General features: G+C 53.6%; 18 protein-coding genes. 7 read left to right on the plus strand and 11 right to left on the minus strand.

The annotated features are described in order from the left end of the window. Positions 1-84: 84 nt before the first annotated feature. Both glnD and dapD read left to right on the plus strand, forming a co-directional pair. Entirely contained in the window at positions 85-2,757 is a 2,673-nt protein-coding gene (glnD, locus tag QEN31_RS18750) for a bifunctional uridylyltransferase/uridylyl-removing protein GlnD (RefSeq protein ID WP_001094520.1), read from the plus strand. Between the two features lie 29 nt (positions 2,758-2,786). Next, a complete protein-coding gene (gene dapD / locus QEN31_RS18755; RefSeq protein ID WP_001186670.1) occupies positions 2,787-3,611 on the plus strand; it encodes a 2,3,4,5-tetrahydropyridine-2,6-dicarboxylate N-succinyltransferase in 825 nt (274 codons plus the stop codon). Between the two features lie 36 nt (positions 3,612-3,647). Here the strand turns inward: dapD and QEN31_RS18760 are convergent, their stop codons facing one another. Beyond that, the gene (locus tag QEN31_RS18760) at positions 3,648-4,949 is read right to left on the minus strand and encodes an MFS transporter (RefSeq protein WP_000017181.1); all 1,302 of its coding nucleotides are present in this window, start codon (positions 4,947-4,949) and stop codon (positions 3,648-3,650) included. Between the two features lie 246 nt (positions 4,950-5,195). On the opposite strand from QEN31_RS18760, the gene QEN31_RS18765 reads away from it, so the two are divergent. Continuing rightward, positions 5,196-5,582 carry a DUF3461 family protein gene (locus tag QEN31_RS18765; RefSeq protein WP_000272193.1) on the plus strand — a complete coding sequence of 129 codons (387 nt, stop codon included), beginning with the start codon at positions 5,196-5,198 and terminating at the stop codon, positions 5,580-5,582. Between the two features lie 88 nt (positions 5,583-5,670). Here QEN31_RS18765 and cdaR read toward each other — a convergent pair whose 3' ends face one another. The 3 genes from cdaR to dgt all read right to left on the minus strand — a co-directional run bounded on the left by cdaR (position 5,671) and on the right by dgt (position 10,055). Further along, positions 5,671-6,828 carry a DNA-binding transcriptional regulator CdaR gene (gene cdaR / locus QEN31_RS18770; RefSeq protein WP_000929458.1) on the minus strand — a complete coding sequence of 386 codons (1,158 nt, stop codon included), beginning with the start codon at positions 6,826-6,828 and terminating at the stop codon, positions 5,671-5,673. Positions 6,829-6,980: 152 nt separating this feature from the next. Then, entirely contained in the window at positions 6,981-8,408 is a 1,428-nt protein-coding gene (gene degP, locus QEN31_RS18775) for a serine endoprotease DegP (protein WP_000753958.1), read from the minus strand. Between the two features lie 129 nt (positions 8,409-8,537). Then, the gene (gene dgt / locus QEN31_RS18780; RefSeq protein WP_000146457.1) at positions 8,538-10,055 is read right to left on the minus strand and encodes a dGTPase; all 1,518 of its coding nucleotides are present in this window, start codon (positions 10,053-10,055) and stop codon (positions 8,538-8,540) included. A gap of 84 nt (positions 10,056-10,139) precedes the next feature. Here dgt and mtnN point away from each other — a divergent pair, with 84 nt between their 5' ends. From mtnN to QEN31_RS18795, 3 genes are read left to right on the plus strand one after another with little or no spacing between them, the layout of a single operon-like run. Continuing rightward, positions 10,140-10,838 carry a 5'-methylthioadenosine/S-adenosylhomocysteine nucleosidase gene (gene mtnN, locus QEN31_RS18785; protein WP_099949711.1) on the plus strand — a complete coding sequence of 233 codons (699 nt, stop codon included), beginning with the start codon at positions 10,140-10,142 and terminating at the stop codon, positions 10,836-10,838. After that, positions 10,831-11,631, plus strand: a complete 801-nt coding sequence (btuF, locus tag QEN31_RS18790; protein WP_001118838.1) for a vitamin B12 ABC transporter substrate-binding protein BtuF — start codon at positions 10,831-10,833, stop codon at positions 11,629-11,631. Before mtnN ends, btuF begins: the two co-directional genes overlap by 8 nt. 36 nt (positions 11,632-11,667) lie before the next feature. Further along, positions 11,668-12,291, plus strand: coding sequence for a TRIC cation channel family protein (locus QEN31_RS18795; protein ID WP_000964234.1), 624 nt, complete (start codon positions 11,668-11,670; stop codon positions 12,289-12,291). 100 nt (positions 12,292-12,391) lie between these two features. Here the strand turns inward: QEN31_RS18795 and erpA are convergent, their stop codons facing one another. Together erpA and clcA are read right to left on the minus strand one after the other, a co-directional pair. Continuing rightward, positions 12,392-12,736, minus strand: a complete 345-nt coding sequence (erpA, locus tag QEN31_RS18800) for an iron-sulfur cluster insertion protein ErpA (protein ID WP_001278668.1) — start codon at positions 12,734-12,736, stop codon at positions 12,392-12,394. 81 nt (positions 12,737-12,817) lie between these two features. Beyond that, positions 12,818-14,239: a H(+)/Cl(-) exchange transporter ClcA gene (clcA, locus tag QEN31_RS18805; RefSeq protein WP_000845428.1), complete on the minus strand. Its 1,422-nt coding sequence runs from the start codon at positions 14,237-14,239 to the stop codon at positions 12,818-12,820. Between the two features lie 169 nt (positions 14,240-14,408). On the opposite strand from clcA, the gene hemL reads away from it, so the two are divergent. After that, entirely contained in the window at positions 14,409-15,689 is a 1,281-nt protein-coding gene (gene hemL, locus QEN31_RS18810; protein WP_000045259.1) for a glutamate-1-semialdehyde 2,1-aminomutase, read from the plus strand. A gap of 107 nt (positions 15,690-15,796) precedes the next feature. Here the strand turns inward: hemL and stfH are convergent, their stop codons facing one another. The 5 genes from stfH to stfD are packed head-to-tail and all read right to left on the minus strand — an operon-like array spanning position 15,797 to position 18,928. After that, positions 15,797-16,642, minus strand: coding sequence for a fimbrial adhesin StfH (gene stfH, locus QEN31_RS18815; protein WP_023193152.1), 846 nt, complete (start codon positions 16,640-16,642; stop codon positions 15,797-15,799). Beyond that, positions 16,642-17,172 carry a fimbrial protein gene (locus QEN31_RS18820; protein ID WP_000239534.1) on the minus strand — a complete coding sequence of 177 codons (531 nt, stop codon included), beginning with the start codon at positions 17,170-17,172 and terminating at the stop codon, positions 16,642-16,644. Before QEN31_RS18820 ends, stfH begins: the two co-directional genes overlap by 1 nt. Beyond that, the gene (gene stfF, locus QEN31_RS18825) at positions 17,172-17,648 is read right to left on the minus strand and encodes a fimbrial minor subunit StfF (RefSeq protein WP_000737997.1); all 477 of its coding nucleotides are present in this window, start codon (positions 17,646-17,648) and stop codon (positions 17,172-17,174) included. The genes QEN31_RS18820 and stfF overlap by 1 nt, the downstream gene beginning before the upstream one ends. After that, positions 17,645-18,157, minus strand: coding sequence for a fimbrial protein (locus QEN31_RS18830; protein WP_001250320.1), 513 nt, complete (start codon positions 18,155-18,157; stop codon positions 17,645-17,647). The genes stfF and QEN31_RS18830 overlap by 4 nt, the downstream gene beginning before the upstream one ends. An 18-nt stretch (positions 18,158-18,175) precedes the next feature. Then, entirely contained in the window at positions 18,176-18,928 is a 753-nt protein-coding gene (gene stfD / locus QEN31_RS18835) for a fimbrial chaperone StfD (RefSeq protein WP_000982721.1), read from the minus strand. Between the last annotated feature and the right edge of the window lie 9 nt (positions 18,929-18,937).

Genomic DNA, 18,937 nt, shown 5'->3' on the forward strand with positions numbered 1-18,937 from the left:
GAAGCAACTTGAAGGATGAAGAGTAAATACGTAGGCCGGATAAGGCGTTCACGCCACCATCCGGCTTTTTAATGGGTGGCGCATATGAATACTCTTCCTGAACAGCACGCGAATACCGCACTCCCCACCCTCCCGGACCAGCCGCAAAACCCTGGCGTCTGGCCGCGCGCTGAACTGACCGTCGCCGGTATCAAAGCCCGCATCGACATCTTTCAACACTGGCTGGGAGAGGCATTTGACAGCGGCATTTGTGCTGAACAGCTTATTGAAGCTCGTACCGAATTTATCGACCAGTTGTTGCAACGCCTGTGGATTGAGGCCGGTTTCGGTCAGATTGCCGATCTGGCGCTGGTCGCCGTCGGCGGCTATGGACGCGGCGAACTGCATCCGCTTTCCGATATTGATCTGCTCATTTTAAGCCGCAAAAAGCTGCCCGATGAACAGGCGCAAAAGGTCGGCGAGCTGCTGACTTTACTTTGGGACGTCAAGCTGGATGTCGGGCATAGCGTACGTACGCTGGAAGAGTGTCTGCTGGAAGGTCTGTCTGATTTAACCGTTGCGACAAACCTCATCGAAACGCGCCTGCTGATCGGTGATGTCGCTCTGTTTCTGGCACTACAAAAACATATTTTCAGCGAAGGTTTTTGGCCGTCCGACAAATTTTACGCCGCCAAAGTAGAAGAGCAGAACCAGCGCCACCAGCGCTATCACGGTACCAGCTATAATCTGGAGCCGGATATTAAAAGCAGCCCCGGCGGCCTGCGCGATATCCATACGTTACAGTGGGTCGCCCGACGTCACTTCGGCGCTACCTCGCTCGATGAGATGGTGGGATTCGGCTTTTTAACCCCCGCTGAGCGCGCGGAGCTCAACGAGTGCCTGCATATCCTGTGGCGCATTCGCTTTGCGCTACATCTGGTGGTCAGCCGCTACGATAACCGCCTGCTGTTCGACCGCCAGTTAAGCGTCGCTCAACGCCTTAACTACAGCGGCGAGGGCAATGATCCGGTTGAGCGGATGATGAAAGACTACTTCCGGGTTACGCGCCGGGTGAGCGAACTCAATCAGATGCTGCTTCAGCTATTTGACGAGGCGATTCTGGCGCTGCCTGCGGATGAAAAACCACGTCCTGTTGACGATGAGTTTCAACTGCGCGGCACGCTTATTGATCTGCGTGACGACACGCTGTTTATCCGCGAACCGCAAGCGATCCTGCGCATGTTTTATATGATGGTGCGCAATAGCGCGATCACCGGCATTTACTCTACGACGTTACGCCACTTGCGCCACGCCCGCCGCCACCTGAGCCAACCGCTGTGTTACATCCCGGAGGCGCGCACTCTGTTTCTTAGTATGCTGCGCCATCCCGGCGCGGTCAGCCGCGGCCTGCTGCCCATGCATCGCCACAGCGTACTGTGGGCTTATATGCCGCAGTGGTCGCACATCGTCGGACAAATGCAGTTTGACCTGTTCCACGCATACACGGTGGATGAACACACCATCCGCGTAATGCTCAAACTGGAGAGCTTTGCGAAAGAAGAGACGCGCCAGCGCCATCCGCTATGCGTCGATCTCTGGCCGCGGCTTCCCCATCCGGAACTGATCCTGATCGCCGCGCTGTTCCACGATATTGCGAAAGGTCGCGGCGGCGACCATTCGGTACTGGGCGCGCAGGATGTACTCACCTTCGCCGAACTGCACGGTTTGAACTCACGCGAAACGCAACTGGTCGCCTGGCTGGTGCGCCAACACCTGCTAATGTCAGTCACCGCCCAGCGCCGCGACATCCAGGATCCGGAAGTCATTAAGCAGTTTGCCGAAGAGGTGCAAACCGAAACACGGCTGCGTTTTCTGGTCTGCCTGACCGTCGCGGACATCTGCGCGACCAACGAAACCTTGTGGAATAGCTGGAAGCAGAGCCTGCTACGCGAGCTGTACTTCGCCACGGAAAAACAGCTCAGGCGCGGAATGCAAAATACGCCGGATATGCGTGAGCGCGTGCGTCACCATCAGCTTCAGGCGCTGGCGCTGCTGCGAATGGACAATATTGATGAAGCCGCGCTGCACAAAATCTGGACCCGCTGTCGCGCTAACTATTTTGTTCGTCATAGTCCAAATCAGCTCGCCTGGCACGCACGCCATTTATTGCAGCACGATCTGCGCCAACCGTTAGTGTTGCTTAGTCCGCAGGCCACGCGCGGCGGAACCGAAATTTTTATCTGGAGTCCGGACAGACCCTATCTGTTTGCCGCCGTCTGCGCCGAGCTGGACAGGCGTAATTTAAGCGTCCATGACGCGCAGATCTTTACCACTCGCGACGGCATGGCAATGGATACGTTTATCGTTCTGGAACCAGACGGCAGCCCGCTGGCGGCGGATCGCCATGAAGTCATTCGCACCGGTCTTGAACAGACCATTACGCAGCGTAGCTGGCAGCCGCCGCAGCCGCGTCGGCAACCGGCAAAGTTACGGCACTTTACGGTCGAAACGGAAGTCAATTTTTTGCCCACCCATACCGACAGAAAATCATTCATGGAATTGATCGCGCTCGATCAGCCTGGTCTGCTGGCCAGGGTCGGACAAATTTTTGCCGATCTGGGAATTTCGCTTCATGGCGCCCGAATTACAACCATTGGTGAACGAGTAGAAGATTTATTCATAATCGCCACAGCGGATCGGCGCGCACTTAATAATGTGCTGCAACTTGAGGTGCAACAACGGTTGACAGCGGCCCTCAATCCAAACGATAAAGGGTAGTGTGTTTATTTATATGAAAGAGTTTAACAATGCAGCAGTTACAGAACGTTATTGAGACCGCTTTTGAGCGCCGCGCCGATATTACGCCGGCTAATGTAGATACCGTGACCCGAGAGGCGGTAAAACAGGTCATTTCTCTACTTGATTCCGGCGCGCTGCGTGTCGCAGAAAAAATCGACGGTCAGTGGGTCACTCACCAGTGGTTGAAGAAAGCGGTTCTGCTCTCTTTCCGTATTAACGATAACCAGGTTATCGACGGTGCGGAAAGCCGCTACTTCGATAAAGTCCCGATGAAATTCGCTGATTACGACGAAGCGCGTTTTCAGAAAGAAGGCTTCCGCGTCGTTCCGCCTGCGGCCGTTCGTCAGGGCGCATTTATCGCCCGCAACACCGTGCTGATGCCGTCTTACGTTAACATCGGCGCCTACGTTGACGAAGGCACCATGGTTGACACCTGGGCGACGGTGGGTTCCTGTGCGCAGATTGGTAAAAATGTTCACCTTTCCGGCGGCGTGGGTATCGGCGGCGTACTGGAGCCGCTGCAGGCTAACCCGACCATCATTGAAGACAACTGCTTTATTGGCGCGCGTTCTGAAGTCGTGGAAGGCGTCATTGTCGAAGAAGGTTCCGTCATTTCCATGGGCGTATACCTCGGCCAGAGCACCAAAATATACGATCGCGAAACCGGTGAAGTTCACTATGGCCGCGTACCGGCGGGCTCCGTGGTCGTTTCCGGCAACCTGCCGTCAAAAGACGGTAAGTACAGTTTGTACTGCGCGGTGATCGTGAAAAAAGTCGACGCCAAAACGCGTGGTAAAGTGGGCATTAACGAATTATTGCGCACTATTGATTAAGCGAGTGAAAAGCGGGGGCGACAGCCCCCCTTTGCATTACGGCGAATGCGGTAACACGGTTTCCGGCGCAATCTTTGCCGCAAACGCCGAAGCCAGCGCAGTCAAAACGACATAACCGGCAACCAAAGTCCAACTGTTATCATAGACTGCGCTTAACGCTTTAGCGATAAACGGCGTGAATCCCCCTGCCACAACCGCCCCCAACTGAGCGCCAATTGATGAACCGCTGTAGCGTACAGGCGGATGAAACAGTCCGGCGAAAAAAGAAGGTTGCACGGCATTCAGTGAATTATGACCAATGTTAATAAGCAAAACGTAGCCCATTGTCATCAGTATGAGCGAACGGCTTTCCAGCAGCCAGAAAAAGGGAAAAGCCATTGCCGCGACAAAAAGCGCGCCGAAAATATACACCTGACGGCAGCCACGCCGATCCGACATGATGCCAAATAGCACGTGCATGGGATACGCCAGCAGACAGGTGAACATTACAATGTACAGAATAGTCAGGCTGGCAATCCCAAGCTGCGTCGTCGCCCAGGAAACCGCGAAGACGGTAGCAAGAAAAAAGGGAACGCTTTCCGCAAAACGCAGAATTATAATCAGCAAAATGCTGCGCCATTGTTCTCGTACTACTTTGACCACCGGCCTTTCTTCTCTTTGCTGCCTATGATTAATGGCCTGCTGCTTTTTAAACGCACGGAAGACAGGCGTCTCATCCAGACGATGACGCATATATAATCCAGGCAACACCAAAAGCGCACTGAGCAGAAAAGGAATACGCCATCCCCACGATAACAACGCCTCCTTCGGTAATTGGGTCACGACTATAAATACGCCTGTCGCCAATAATTGTCCCGTGAGTCCTCCTGTTTGCGATAGCGCGCTTAACCGCCCCCGGTGCTTTCCAGCAGCATATTCCACGACCATCAACATGGCGCCTCCCCATTCGCCTCCAACCATAAATCCCTGTAGAAAACGCAGAATAACCAGTAAAGCAGGCGCCAGCGCGCCGATACTGGCGTAAGAAGGCAGGCAACCGATGAGAAACGTGACCGCGCCCATCCCGCCTAACGTGATTAATAACGTGTTTTTACGCCCAAGCGTATCCCCCCTGTTGCCAAAAAATAGCGCGCCCAGCGGTCGGGAAATAAATCCCACGCCGAAACTGGCAAAAGAAGATAACGTTGCAGTCAATGGGCTGGCGCCAGGGAAAAAAAGCGGGCCAAATACCAGCGCGCTTGCCAGGCCATATAATAGAAAATCATAATATTCAATGGAGTTTCCTATCCAGGCGGAAATCACCACCCGGCGAATAGTGGCATTATACGTTCCGGACATAGATTCCGCCTCTCAAGGTTATCGACCACTGCATCCGGTCAATTTCCCACACTGACCTCAAACGCTTTCTCTATAAACGGAATATCGCGTTGAATTACTTAAGCTATCAATAACCGCCGCCCTTTTGCTCATGACGTTGCCGAGACGTCTTCTGCGATCAACCGCGCTTTTTTTGTAAACACTGGTGGCGAAAAACCAATTTTTCGTTAATTATTCAAAAGTTATAGTGTGATGAAGGATACCGCTATGTATGACAATCTAAAAAGTCTGGGCATTACCAATCCTGAGGAAATCGATCGTTACAGCCTGCGGCAAGAAGCCAATAACGATATCCTGAAAATCTATTTTCAAAAGGATAGAGGTGAATTCTTTGCTAAAAGCGTGAAGTTTAAGTATCCACGCCAGCGTAAAACGGTGGTGGCCGATGGCATCGGTCAGGGTTATAAAGAAGTACAGGAGATTAGCCCTAACCTACGCTATGTGATTGACGAGCTGGACCAAATCTGCCAGCGCGACCGCTCAGAACTCGATCTCAAACGTAAGATCCTCGACGACTTGCGCCACCTGGAAAGCGTCGTCGCGAATAAGATCAGTGAAATCGAAGCCGATCTGGACAAGCTTACCCGTAAGTAAGCTGTGTGTTGCCGGATGGCGACGTGTTACGCCTTATCCGGCCTACAGATATATCCCCGTAGGCCTGATAAGCGTAGCGCCGCCGGGCTTAACGCTGTTCATCCAGTTGTAGCGCCACATACAGCAACAGCCGATCGTCAAAATTTCCCAAATCCAGCCCGGTCAGTTCCGAAATACGATTTAGCCGATATTCCAGCGTGTTACGATGAATAAACAGCGCCTTAGAGGTCGCCAGCGGCTGGACATTATGGCGAAACCACGCCGTCAGCGTCCGACGTAATAACCCGTTGTTATCCATCGCTTTGAGTTTTACCAGCGGGCGCGCCAGCTCATTGGCCTGCCAGCCGCCACGCAGGCTATCTAACAGAACCGGCAGCATCAAATCCTGATAAAAATAGCTGCGGCTTTCTGGCATCCGCTGTTTGCCGACCATCATCGTAGTGCGCGCCGTGCGGTATGAACGTGCAATACTGCCCGGCCCGGTAAAGTAATTGCCCAGCGCCACGCGAAAACGTAGCTGACCATTCTCTTTCATTCGCGAGATAAGCTGCTCTACGCGCTTACGATGATCTTCAGCATCCCAGCGACCAAACGAGTTTAAGGCGGGTTTGAGCACCACCATCTCGGTGAGAGAAACAATGGCTATCAGGTTGTTACGCTCCGGCGTGGTAAGCGCATTCTGCAACTGCTGAAGTTCCGCCATTGCGCTATCGACGCCAAGCTGGCCGCTGTCGACTTCCACCACCGCCGCCACACGCGGCTGGTTCAAATCGATCCCCAAACGCTGCGCCCATTCCACCAGCGCCGGCGTATTTTCTTCGGCCTGAATCAGGTTCATCACCAGCTCTTCGCGCAAACGGCTATCCTGCGCCAAAAGGTGCATTAACCGCGACTGCTCCAGCATCATTTCGGCAGTCATACACACCAGCTCGCCATATTTACGCAGATGCTCTGGTTCGCCGGTGAGGCCGATCACGCCGACAATTTCGCCCTCAAGACGTAAGGGAAGATTAATCCCCTGACGCACCCCGTGCAGGTGTCGCGCCACGGCGTTGTCAATATCCACAACCCGGCCCTGCGACAGCACTAACAGCGCGCCTTCGTGCAATTCACCAATACGTTCCCGATCGCCGCTGCCGATAATACGCCCGCGGGCATCCATTACGTTGATATTGGTATCGATGATGCGCATAGTGCGCGCCACGATATCCTGCGCCATTTTGGTATCAAGATGCCAGCCAGCCATAAATCCCTCCTGTGAGCAGAGCACAAGCATAAGGAAGATAACAGGTCTCGACATTGTGCAAATGCACAAAACGGTGCAAATAAGTATGGAGTTGTGGGGGGTTTCACAGAAAAGTGTTGCCCCCTTCCATGGCGGAAGGGGGACAAAGGTGATTACTGCATCAGCAAATAAATAGAACTATCACCACGCTGAATATTCAGAGCCAGAACCGACGGCTTGCTGTCGAGAATCTTACGCAGTTCGGCGATATTTTTCACCGGCTGCTGGTTAGCGCCGATAATCACATCACCTTTTTTGAGGCCAATTTGCGCGGCGGGTGAGTTCGCTTTCACGCTGCTCACCACAACGCCTTTATCCTGGCCTTTATTGCTCATTTCAGCGCCTTCAATCCCGCTGAAGATGGTGCTGGAATCAACCTGACTCTGGCTGCTCTGCTGCAGTTCCAGATTAACCGTAATCGCTTTACCTTCACGCAGCAGACCGAGGCTGATTTTGCTGCCGACCGGCATAGTGCCAACCTGAGCGCGCAGCGCCGCAAAGCTGCTGATCGGTTTACCGTTCAGCGAGGTAATGACATCCCCGGCTTTGATACCCGCTTTCGCCGCGGACGAATTCGGCATCACCTGGCTGACGAACGCGCCACGCTGGGCATCGACTTTCATCGCTTTCGCCAATTCGGAATTCAGCTCAGTCCCCATGATCCCCAGTTCGCCGCGTTTCACCTGGCCGTATTCCACCATCTGCGACGTCAGGTTTTTCACCATGTTACTGGGGATAGCGAAGCCAATACCGATGTTGCCGCCGTCCGGCGCCAGAATCGCGGTGTTAATACCGATCAGCTCACCGTTCAGGTTCACCAGCGCGCCGCCGGAGTTACCGCGGTTAATCGCGGCGTCGGTCTGAATAAAGTTCTCATAATTTTCTACGTTCAGGCCGCTACGCCCCAGCGCCGAAACGATACCTGACGTCACCGTTTCGCCCAGACCAAACGGGTTACCAATAGCGACGGTATAATCCCCCACGCGCAGCGCGTCGGAGTCCGCCAGCTTAATCGCCGTCAGGTTCTTCGGATTCTGAATTTGAATCAGCGCGATATCAGAACGCGGATCTTTGCCTACCACTTTAGCATCGAATTTACGCCCATCGCTAAGCTGTACTTTAATCACGCTGGCGTTATCAACCACGTGGTTGTTGGTGACGACGTAGCCCTTCGCGGCGTCAATAATTACGCCGGAGCCCAGCGCCATGAATTTCTGTTGTTGACCGCCGTTGCCGCCGTTACCGCCGCCCTGGCAGAACGGAGAATTCTGGAACGGAGAACCGTCCTGGCAGAACGGGGAGTCATCGCCAAAGAACTGCTGGAAATTACGCGGCATACGCGGCGTATTCACCGTGGTGCTACCTTCTACATTAATACTGACCACCGATGGCATCACTTTTTCGAGCATCGGTGCCAGGCTTGGCATCTGCTGGGCAGTCATTGCTGAAGAGGACGTTTCAGCCGCCGTGGCAGACAGAGGCGACAATGCCAAACCTAAACTCAGAGCCAGTGCACTCATTGCTAATGTGGTTTTTTTCATGTGTTTCAATCTCGATTAACAGGTAACGCAAAATTGCTGTGTACGTCAGATTCATTTTATAACGCGAAGTTCCGGAACAAAGTTTCTGGAAAAAGTAAAAATTTATTGTCCATCTTTACAAAAGTCCATTTACTGTTCGACCGCCATCAAACGCCGATATTCATCCCATGCGTAAAGGTCAGTCATCCCGCTGATATAATCCTGAATCAACCGACAGCGATAATAATATTCCAGTACCGGGTACTCCGCCGAATCCGTGGGTAATTTACTGACGACTTCCACGTAGGCCAAACGATGGCGCGTAGAAAGTTTCTGAAATAAGCGCGATTCTATAGGGAAGCGTTTCAACCGTTCTTTTTCCACCAGCTCGCGAAAGTCGTTAAGCGACAAGCTTAATAGCGGCTGATAGATATCTAATAACCCGCTGATCACCCGGTATCCCTGTAGTTCAAGCTGTTCTACATCCGGATGGCTAAACACATGTTCAACCGCCACATTCTTATAGAGTTCAAGCAGGCGGCTAAAACCGCTGGCATCTTCCAGCAGCGCCTGATTGAAGGTACCGGCAAAAATCTGCGGCAAATTATCAATAAAACGCTGAGCGGCATAGGGCACCAGTTTATTTAATGTATTTACCCGTAAATACATAAAAAACTGATCTTCGGTACTGCGGCTTAATGTATTGGCGCGTGATTTTTCCCACGCATTTCCTACCACCAGCTCAAACAGCGAATCCTTCTCATGGTGGCCCCACGCGTGATATAAATGGTGATAAAGCTGCTCAACGCTAAAGATTCTTTTCTCTACCGCGTCTTCAAGATCGGCGACACAATAAGAAATATCATCTGCGGCTTCCATAATCCACGTTAATGGAAAGCGACTGTAAGGCGCTAACTGCAGTTCTTTACGTAACCTCGCAATATACTTCTCTTCAGAAAGATAATAGCCCGGTTTCTTCATTAAATAGCGATGGGAATCCGGCACCGGCCCTCGCCACCATGCCGGACGGGTATATTTTAAAATTCCGCCAACCTGCGCCCAGGTAAGATTCATCCGCATGAGCGTATGTACCAGACGAATTCCCTGTGCATTGCCTTCAAAATGGCAGATATCCTGACGTACCTTGCGGCGAATATCGTTCAGATTTTCTTCGCCTTCCTGTAGCCGTAGCGAGGAAACCACACAGCGATCATGCGTGAGCGGCTGACTTTCCGCATCTTCCGGATGCAGCCGCTGACGAAACCAGTCATTGATCGCCGCCTCGCCAAAATGACCGAACGGCGGATTACCGATGTCGTGCATCAGGCAGGCCATTTCCACAATACTTTCAAAGGGACCGGTCAGCGCATCCAGACCGTACTCCTCCAGTCGGTTTTGCTCTTTCAGGCGGCTTAAAACCTCTTTCGCGATATAACGCCCCACCTGCTGCACCTCCATCGAATGCGTCAGACGAGTACGCACCGCGGCATTGCGCTCCAGCGGGAAAACCTGCGTTTTTTGCTGCAAACGGCGTATAGCCGGAGAGTTGATAATCCGCCCGCGATCGCTTTCAAAAATCCGCAGGATCTCATGTTCCGTCTTTACGCCCTGCGGTGAACGATAACGACGATGCCAGTTAATTTTATTTCGGAAATCGATCGATGCCATATCCTCTCCCCGCCTGAGAAATGCGCTTCCCCATAAGCGCATGATAAACTATGCCCCCAAAACTGACTTATCGCGAGTAAATCTATGAAAATCGGCATCATTGGCGCAATGGAAGAAGAAGTTACGCTGCTGCGTGACAAAATTGACAACCGTCAGACGATTACGCTGGGCGGCTGCGAAATTTACACTGGCCAGTTGAACGGCACCGAAGTGGCGTTGCTGAAATCCGGTATCGGTAAAGTCGCGGCGGCGCTGGGCGCAACGTTGCTTCTGGAGCACTGCAAGCCGGACGTGATCATCAATACCGGTTCCGCAGGCGGTCTGGCGTCCACGCTGAAGGTCGGCGATATCGTCGTCTCTGACGAAGCGCGTTACCACGACGCTGATGTGACCGCTTTCGGCTATGAATACGGGCAATTACCGGGCTGTCCGGCCGGATTTAAGGCCGATGACAAACTGATCGCCGCCGCGGAATCCTGCATCAGAGAGCTGAATCTGAACGCGGTATGCGGCCTTATTGTTAGCGGCGACGCGTTTATTAACGGCTCCGTCGGGCTGGCGAAAATCCGGCATAACTTCCCCGACGCGGTCGCCGTAGAGATGGAAGCCACCGCTATCGCCCACGTCTGCCATAACTTCAACGTGCCGTTCGTGGTGGTACGCGCTATCTCTGACGTGGCCGATCAGCAATCGCACCTCAGCTTTGACGAATTCCTCGCGGTGGCGGCGAAACAGTCGACTCTGATGGTCGAAACGCTGGTACAGAAACTGGCGCATGGCTAAGCAAATGTTCAGGGCGCTGGTCGCCCTGCTGCTTACGCTCCCGGTGTGGCTTTACGCTGCGCCGCGCGTCATTACCCTCTCTCCCGCCAATACGGAGCTCGCTTTTGCCGCCGGGATTACGCCCGTTGGCGTCAGCAGCTATTCCGACTACCCGCCCGAAGCGCAAAAAATAGAACAGGTCTCTACCTGGCAGGGAATGAATCTGGAACGCATTGTGGCGCTGAAGCCGGATCTGGTCGTCGCCTGGCGCGGCGGTAATGCGGAACGCCAGGTAAACCAACTGACGTCATTAGGTATTAAGGTCATGTGGGTGGACGCGGTAAGCATCGAACAGATCGCCGACACGCTCCGTCAACTGGCCGCCTGGAGCCCGCAGCCGGAAAAGGCTCAGCAGGCAGCGCAGACATTGCTAAACGAGTACGCCGCGCTCAACGCCGAGTATGCCGGTAAAGCTAAAAAGCGCGTCTTTCTTCAGTTTGGCATGAATCCTCTGTTTACCAGTGGTAAAGGGTCTATTCAACATCAGGTTTTGACGACCTGCGGCGGAGAAAACGTCTTTGCTGACAGCCGCGTGCCGTGGCCGCAAGTCAGCCGTGAGCAGGTGCTGGCAAGGCATCCTCAGGCCATTATCGTGGCCGGAAAAGCGGGCGAAATTCTCAAAATTGAACAATACTGGGGAAACCTGTTAAAAATTCCGGTTATTCCGCTTAACAGCGACTGGTTTGAACGCGCAAGCCCGCGTATTATCCTCGCCGCAAAACAACTCTGTAATGCGCTTTCACAGGTGAATTAGAGCCTGTCTTACCAGGCTCCCAGTGGGGATTCGACAATGCTCGTCTATTGGCTGGATATTGTAGGCACGGCTGTATTTGCTATCTCTGGCGTGTTGCTGGCCGGGAAATTACGTATGGATCCGTTCGGCGTCCTGGTGCTCGGCGTCGTTACTGCCGTCGGCGGCGGGACAATCCGCGATATGGCGCTGGATAACGGCCCGGTATTCTGGGTTAAAGATCCTACCGACCTGGTCGTCGCCATGGTCACCAGTATGCTGACCATCCTACTGGTTCGCCAACCAAGACGTCTACCGAAATGGATGTTGCCGGTACTGGATGCGGTCGGGCTGGCGGTGTTTGTCGGCATTGGGGTGAATAAAGCCTTCCTCGCTGAAACGGGGCCATTAGTGGCTGTCTGTATGGGCGTGATTACCGGCGTCGGCGGCGGGATTATTCGCGATGTTCTGGCACGCGAGATCCCCATGATCCTACGCACCGAAATCTATGCCACGGCCTGTATTATCGGCGGGATTGTTCACGCCACCGCGTTTTATACGTTTTCAGTACCGCTGGAAAGCGCCAGCATGATGGGCATGGTGGTCACGCTGTTCATTCGGCTGGCGGCCATTCGCTGGCATTTGAAATTGCCGACGTTTGCCCTGGATGAAAACGGACGTTGATATTGTTTTGCCCGATGGCGCTACGCTTATCGGGCCTGGAACATCTTTCCTGTAGGCCGGATAAGACGCTCGCGTCGCCATCCGGCACAACGAACAGCAATCAAATGCTGAAGGAAGAGCCACACCCGCAGGTACTTTTCGCATTCGGGTTGGTTACAATGAAGCGGGAACCTTCCAGGCCTTCGGTATAATCGACCGAACCACCCACCAGATACTGCAAACTCATCGGGTCAACCACCAGGCCAACGCCCTGTTTTTCGATGGTCATATCCCCTTCGTTAACCTGATCGTCAAAGGTAAAACCATACTGGAAGCCGCTGCAACCACCGCCGGTGATATACACGCGCAGTTTCAGATTCGGGTTATCTTCGTCAGCGATAAGACTTTTTACTTTATTCGCTGCTGCGTCGGTAAACTGCAGCGGCAGCGCTACGTCATCACTCATATTTTGCTCCAAACGACATCGGTAATTGGATAAATTTTCACCCAATATTGGCAGTCATTATCTAATACCCTGGTAATTCGTTCAAGTATTCTCGCCCGCAGGCGCATTCTGGTTTTTCGCCGCCTGTTCCGCATCCTGCTTCGCCAGAGTGCGCGCCAGGATGGTTGAGTATAACGGTTTCCCGCCCAAAAACTGGGCTAATAGTGTCGCGCCAAGACAGGTGATAATCATTGGCAAAATGAGCTGATAGTTATCGGTCATCTCCAGCACCAGCACAATCCCTGTCAACGGGGCGCGCACCGACGCCGCCATCAGCGCCCCCATCCCGGCAATCGCAAAGGTACCGGCCTCCAGGTGATACTGCGGGAAAAGCACTGCCGCCGCCATACCGAAGGCCGTACCAAGCAGCGTTCCCAGCGCCAGCATCGGGGCGAAAATGCCCCCCGGCGCGCCGGAAGAAAAGCAAAGCAGCGTCGTGACAACCCGGGCAATAAAGATGAACAGCAGTAGCCCGACGCTAAAATTACCTGCCGCGGCGATAGGAATAAGGTTAAATCCGCCGCCTGCCGCTTCCGGCTCAATCAACCCCAGAATACCGCACAGGCCGCCGATCGCGCCGCCCATAAGCACCCATTTTTTAATTTCGCCGCCATGAAAGCGCTGAAACATATCCTGGGTACGCAGCACCAACGAATTAAATACCGGCCCGACGCAGCCAAAAATAATGCCGAGGATAAGGTATAACCACAGTGTATTAACCGGCGCATCAGACAGTTTGCCGACTTCAATAATCGGCGCTTCGCCGTTAAATATGCGGAACACAATGCTCGACATGATGACGCCGGTAAACACCGCTTTAATCGAAATCAGGTTGTAGCGAAACTGCGGGCGCATCTCTTCAATAATGAACAGGATACCCGCCAGCGGCGCGTTAAACGCCGCAGAGAGCCCCGCCGCCGCGCCGGTCGCCAGCAACGTATGCCGCGCTTCGGCGCTGCGCATACGAAAAACATCCAGCACCATGCGCCCCAGGTTGCCCCCGATTTGCACCGTTGGCCCTTCGCGCCCTAATACCATTCCTGCGCCCAACGTTCCCATCCCGCCGATAAACTTCACCGGCAACACGCGCCACCAGCGCACCGGACGTAGCTCCTCCAGCGCGCCTTCAATTTCCGGGATACCCGAGCCGCCGGCTTCCGGCGCAAATTTTCGCACCAAAAAGTAGCCGACCATCGCCAGTAACGCCGAAAGGATAAAGGCCAGCGGCCAAAGCAAAAACGCATGGTCCGCGACCTGAACCAGCGCGCCAATGCGCATGTTTTGTACCCAGGAAACCGCCTTTTCAAAGGCGACGCCAACCAGTCCGGTAAGCGTGCCGACAACGGCCGCCATGAACAGGATGGCCAGCGGCGTTTTATCCCGCTGCATTAACCGGCGAATCTGATCTCTGCGCCGTAAGCGCACAATTTGCTGAGCTAAAAAGGTGGAAGTGTCTGTTTTCATCAGAAGATCATTAATTGGTAATACAAATCTAAAGTCGGCATTCTACTCGCCAACGCCGCGAAAATCCCCTGCAAATCGTATTGTTTCAAATGCGTAAAACTTTCATAACCTTCTCTGAATAACTTAGAATAGCGGGTATTCACTTTTTCTACGAACCAGGAATCTTTCCATGAGTAAGTCTGAAAATCTCTATAGCGCGGCCCGCGAGCTGATCCCCGGCGGCGTGAACTCCCCTGTTCGCGCCTTCACTGGCGTAGGCGGTACTCCGCTGTTTATCGAAAAAGCGGACGGCGCTTATCTTTATGATGTCGATGGCAAAGCGTATATCGACTATGTCGGTTCCTGGGGGCCAATGGTACTGGGGCATAACCATCCGGCTATCCGCAATGCGGTGATCGAAGCTGCGGAGCGCGGTTTAAGCTTCGGCGCGCCAACCGAAATGGAAGTAAAAATGGCGGAACTGGTGACCAACCTGGTGCCGACCATGGACATGGTGCGCATGGTGAACTCCGGCACCGAAGCGACGATGAGCGCTATTCGCCTGGCGCGTGGTTTTACTGGCCGCGATAAGATTATCAAATTCGAAGGCTGCTACCACGGCCACGCAGACTGTCTGCTGGTCAAAGCCGGTTCTGGCGCGCTGACGCTCGGTCAGCCGAACTCGCCGGGCGTGCCGGCGGATTTCGCGAAACATACGCTGACCTGCACTTATAACGATCTGACGTCAGTGCGCGCGGCGTTTGAACAATATCCGCAGGAAATCGCCTGTATCATCGTCGAACCCGTAGCGGGCAATATGAACTGCGTCCCGCCGCTGCCGGAATTTCTGCCAGGTCTGCGCGCCTTGTGCGATGAGTTCGGCGCGCTGCTGATTATCGACGAAGTGATGACCGGTTTTCGCGTAGCGCTGGCCGGAGCCCAGGATTACTACGGCGTCGTGCCTGACCTGACCTGTCTGGGTAAAATCATCGGCGGCGGGATGCCGGTAGGCGCGTTTGGCGGTCGTCGCGATGTAATGGATGCGCTGGCGCCGACGGGCCCGGTTTACCAGGCGGGCACCCTTTCCGGCAACCCGATTGCGATGGCGGCCGGTTTCGCCTGCCTGAATGAAGTCGCCCAGCCCGGCATTCATGAAACGCTGGATGAGCTCACCACCCGCCTGGCGGAAGGGCTGTGCGAAGCGGCGCAGGAGGTGGGGATCCCACTGGTCGTCAACCATGTCGGCGGGATGTTCGGGATTTTCTTCACCGACGCTGAGAGCGTAACCTGCTATCAGGACGTGATGGCGTGCGACGTGGAACGCTTTAAGCGTTTCTTCCACCTGATGCTGGAGGAAGGCGTATATCTGGCGCCGTCCGCGTTCGAAGCAGGCTTTATGTCCGTGGCGCACAGTGAAGAAGATATCAATAACACCATCGACGCCGCGCGTCGGGTGTTTGCGAAACTGTAAAAGAGAACGTCCAGAAACAACGTAGGCCGGGTAAGGCGAAGCCGCCACCCGGCTTTTTTTTGGTTCATACCAGGTTAGCGTGAATCTTCGCCAAACACCCAGACAACCTAAATCTCATCAATAATATACTGGAAGCTACAGGTCGACGTGAACTGCCCGGAGCCAATGTTGCGGGTGTTCACCGCTACATTAATGTCATGAAGCTCAACATCGGTTATCGGATGATCAACGGCGCTGGTCGTGACGCTCGACTGGTCGCAGCCCAGCACATTGAGCGTAATACCCGATGAGACAAAACGGCAATAAGCGCCACGGTTGTCAAATTTGCTGCCATCGCACAGTTTCCCCCCCTCCATCAAATAGGTATGTAACGTGCGATTCACCGTGCCACCGGTGGCATCAAGCATGAGGGTTGTTTTCTGTTTCGAAACGTTTGCATCCCAGGAGATATCAAAAGTATCAACGGGAACTTTCGGGCAAACTGAGCTGCGCGTATCCGGCGCGCTATAGGTTTCCCCAGAAACCAGATCCTCAGCGGTGCTATGAGTGGCGGCCAGCCACGGGCAACCATAATTGTCGCTTTGTACGGTAATATCAACGGTATAATAACCGCAGCCATTCCAACTTGAGGGGAGGTTTTTACAGTTGGATTTCGAAATGCTGTTATCAAAATCCCGCAGAACAATAGTCGGTGCGGGGTCAGGCCCGGTCCAGGAGAGTAAGGTCGCAGTAGCTCCTTTTCTTGCCATTCCTGAGAATTTCCAGGAACCATAGTACACGCCATCAGGCGTGGTTACTGTAGAGTTCAGTATAACCGCTCTATCCGCATAACTAGGGCCAATACCATAATATAGCGTGGTGCTCCCAAACGTCGCTTTCAGCATGGGTCTGGCCGATACCGAACCACCATAAACGGCAATCAGCAGCAAAAATAAAGTCCGTATTATTTTCATCATAAATACTCAAAGGTAACTAGTGCGCTTGCGAAGAACGTTCCCGGAACCAGGTCCTCGCCAGGAAGGCGTTGTACCCAGGCATTCAGGTTTAGCGCGTTATTCCCCGTCACCAGCGTGAATATCGCACCCTCTTTATCGTTCATGCCCACGGGAACGCCGGATAGCGTTTCAATGCCAATCCCGATCCCGGAAGCGCCTGAATAGCTATCGATGGCCAGGATACCGCGCATTCCGGTCGCTTCGGTTCCAGTGAAAATTACCTGCACTCCGTTACTCAGCGCCGAATCGCAATCCGTTAGTTCAAACACCACAGGTTTGCGGGCAGACTGGCCGCCGGGAATAAAGTCAGAAGCATCAAGCGATGAAAAATCGACTTCAGCAATATCGGCTCCCTGCATTGTTAAGGTACACGGACTGGCGACCAGACTACCGGAAAAATGCAGATTATCTGCCGCTGAGACCGGCAATATCAGCGTTCCCCAGAGGATGAAGGCCACGCCGTGTAATAACGTCTGTTTTTTAACCATTACTGATAATCCACCTGTAATGTTGCCGTCGCATCGAAGTCGCCTTCTGTCAGCGAGGCTCCGCTCTTTTTAACCGGTATGGCTTTCAGAACAGGTGCCGACTGCTCATTTACAGTAATGGTGGACCCCAACGTAAACGGTTGGTCGTTCTGCCTGAGTTCAATCCCCAGCCCCGCCACGCTGGTGTTTATCGCCGCCTGATTAAAATCAGTCACAGAGCCGCTTAGTGTCAGGGTCATTGTCATCGTATCGTCGCGCACCGCTGAATCACAGGTGATCTCATACGGAACATTCTGTGCGTAACGCGTACCATCTATTTTACTAATCAGCATGTTACCGAACTTAACTTCGATCGTCTGATTATGGCTAATCGTGCAATTCGGCGGTGATATTAACGTACCGTGAAACTTAAGATTCTCAGCCGACTGCGCGGCAAAACTGCTGCTTATTAACACCATCAAAGCCATTTTTTTCATTGGTAATCCACCACCAGCGTAGCGCCTGCGTTAAACGCGCCACCTGTTAACGTTACGCCATTATCTTTGACAGGAATCGCCTCGATGGCCGGACCGCTGCCACCGCTGTATTGAAATGACAACCATTGCGTATTGCCGGGTGAAATCAGCTCGCCATCCGTGGCGGTTTGCAGACGGATACCCAATCCATCGACATCGGTTTGCAATACCGGCTCACCATTGATAGTCACCGCATTCCCCTGAATCTGTAACTTCAGGTAATCACTCACTCTGCCGTTACAGCTCAGGCTATAGCCCACCGCCTGCCGATAATTCACCCCATCCACTTTCGTCGTCAACACATTGCCAAATTCCACCTCACCGCCAGTCACAGTACAGGGCGGCGCGGCATTAACGACTATCGTCAGCGTCATGTTGACCGTCTTACTTCCCGCTGCCAGCGGCATACTGACCGCACTCAGCATGGCCGCACACGTTACCGTGCCCAGCCGTAACCGCCATTGCCTCATCTTGCGTCTCCTTGTCGGTTACGACTTTCTGCTTTTTGCTTCATCTACCGCACAACTGTTGTCAGTACAGTTAAAAATCAGCGGTAACCGCGCACCATAATCGTTGACGTAAGTCAGCACAGGCGAGTGACCTAATTCACTGGCGTCCCCTCCCAGCGTCACGTTGCTTTTTGGTGCAATCACTAAAGGGCTAAAGCCTCTGGCTGGTGTGCCGTCCATGCGGTTGCTGGCGTTGCTTAACACCACGTAGTAACCGGTCGGATTGCTCACCTGATAGCCATTGCCCTGACGCTGAAGGGTGATCTTGTATTGCCAGGGATGCTGCATATCGATTTTCGATAGCGCCTGCGGGCGGTAAAAAACTTTGATGCGCGTTTGCAGGGCGATTTGCAGCGTATTGGGCTTGTCGCTTTGCGGCGGAATTTCGCGCACGTTGTAATAAAAAAGGGTTTCCCGATCCTTAGGGAGCGACGCCAGCGCCGGCATCCCCTGAATTTTGACCTGTCCGATTGCCGACGGCTCAATGCGCTGGACCGGTGGGACGACGATTAAAGGCGAGGTGATTTTGACGCCCTTCTCATCTTCCACCCAGGACTGCGCCAGATAGGGCAGTTTGCTGTTGGCGTTTTTCAGATCGACGCTTATCGATTTATCTTCGCCGCGAAACACCAGGCGGGTGCGATCGGGCGCGATGGCAGCCTGGGCGCTACCGTAGCCGCCCAGCAAAAGCAGCAAAACAGCGGCCAGGTTATAACGTTTTAATGGCATCATGAATGCGGT

It is taken from the genome of Salmonella sp. SA15303, from assembly GCF_029962125.1.
GTDB classification, from domain to species: Bacteria; Pseudomonadota; Gammaproteobacteria; order Enterobacterales; family Enterobacteriaceae; genus Salmonella; species Salmonella enterica.